General features: G+C 55.3%; 1 protein-coding gene. It reads left to right on the top strand.

From position 1 onward, the window contains the following. A partial coding sequence (gene dinG / locus ACTHUT_RS19720) for an ATP-dependent DNA helicase DinG (RefSeq protein ID WP_440419516.1) occupies window positions 1–1733 on the top strand: 1733 nt, incomplete at its 5' end. Window positions 1734–1741 lie beyond the last annotated feature (8 nt).

A 1741-nucleotide genomic window follows, 5' to 3' on the forward strand; every position in this document is an offset into this window, starting at 1 on the left:
TGACGCAAAACAATGCCCAGCAAAACCTGCTTGGTTTTGAAGCGCCGGAAGTGTTGTGGGACAGCAAACCCAAGCCGGAAGAATTGAACCTGCTGCGCGACATTGCCGATGAATTTTCCGCCCGCCGTTTTAATGGCGACCGCGATGCTTGGCCGGAAAAAATCGATGACGCGATTTGGCTCAAAGTTACCAACGACCGCCACGGCTGCCTGAAATCCGCCTGTCCCAACCGTGCGGAATGTCCGTTTTACCTAGCGCGCGATGTCTTGGAAACCGTCGATGTCGTCGTTGCCAACCACGATCTTCTGCTTGCCGACATCAGCATGGGCGGCGGCGTGATTCTGCCTGCGCCCGAAAACAGTTTCTATTGCATAGACGAAGCGCACCACCTGCCCAAAAAAGCCCTCAGCCGCTTTGCCGCCGAACATTCATGGAATATTGCCGTTTGGACGCTGGAAAAACTGCCGCAGCTGACCGGCAAAATTGCCGCGCTTACCGATAAAGCCGAACTTGCCAACCTTGCCGATGAAGCTGCCACATCTTTGCTCGACAGTTTGCACGAATGGCAGTTCCATTTGGCGGAAGAGCCGTCTTTAAGTCTGGGGTCGTCTGAAAATGACAGGCGGAAACACAACGAACCGACTTGGTTGTGGGAAGACGGCAAAATCCCCGAAGGCCTGGAAACCACAGTTTCCAATACAGCCATTGCTGCGCGCAGCCTGCTCAAACACGTTATCGGGCTGAACGATGCGCTTTCCGCCGCGCGCCGCGAAAAAGAGCAGGATAGCGCGCTCCTCGACCGCCTGACCAGCGAGTTCGGCCTTTTTATCGCCCGTATCGAACAAATCAGCGCGGTTTGGGATTTGCTCTCCACCGTTCCCATTGAAGGCGAAGAGCCGTTGGCGAAATGGATAACCCGCCATGCCGACGATAAAAACGACTATATTTTCAATGCCAGCCCCATCAGTAGTGCATCCCACCTTGCCAACAGCCTGTGGCGGCGCGCGGCAGGCGCGGTGTTGACTTCGGCCACCCTGCAATCGCTCGGCAGCTTCAACTTGATTTTGCGCCAAACCGGCCTGTTGTGGTTGCCCGAAACCACCACGCTTGCATTGGAAAGTCCGTTTAATTTCGATACGCAAGGCGAGCTGTATATTCCGCCGGTTCATGCCAGCCCCAAAGACCCTGACGCGCATACGGCCGCCATTGTCGAATGGTTGCCGAAGCTGGTTTCACCGGTTGAAGCCATCGGCACGCTGGTGTTGTTTTCCTCGCGCAAGCAAATGCAGGATGTCGCCTTACGACTGCCTGACGAATACTTGCCACTTCTGCTTGTGCAGGGCGAGTTGCCCAAGGCTATCTTGTTGCAAAGACACCATCAAGCCATTGCCGAAGGCAAAGCCAGCATTATTTTCGGCCTTGACAGTTTTGCCGAAGGCCTCGACCTGCCCGGCACGGCCTGCGTGCAAGTCATTATTGCCAAGCTGCCGTTTGCGATGCCGGACAATCCCATCGAGAAAACCCAAAACCGTTGGATTGAACAACGCGGCGGCAATCCCTTTATCGAAATCACCGTTCCCGAAGCCAGCATCAAACTGATCCAAGCCGTCGGCCGCCTTATCCGTACCGAACAGGATTACGGCCGCGTGACCATCCTTGACAACCGCGTCAAAACGCAACGCTACGGCCAACAATTATTGGCCTGTCTGCCGCCGTTTAAACGGATAGGGTAGTTGTGGAT

Source organism: Neisseria sp. P0022.S010 (genome assembly GCF_051956635.1).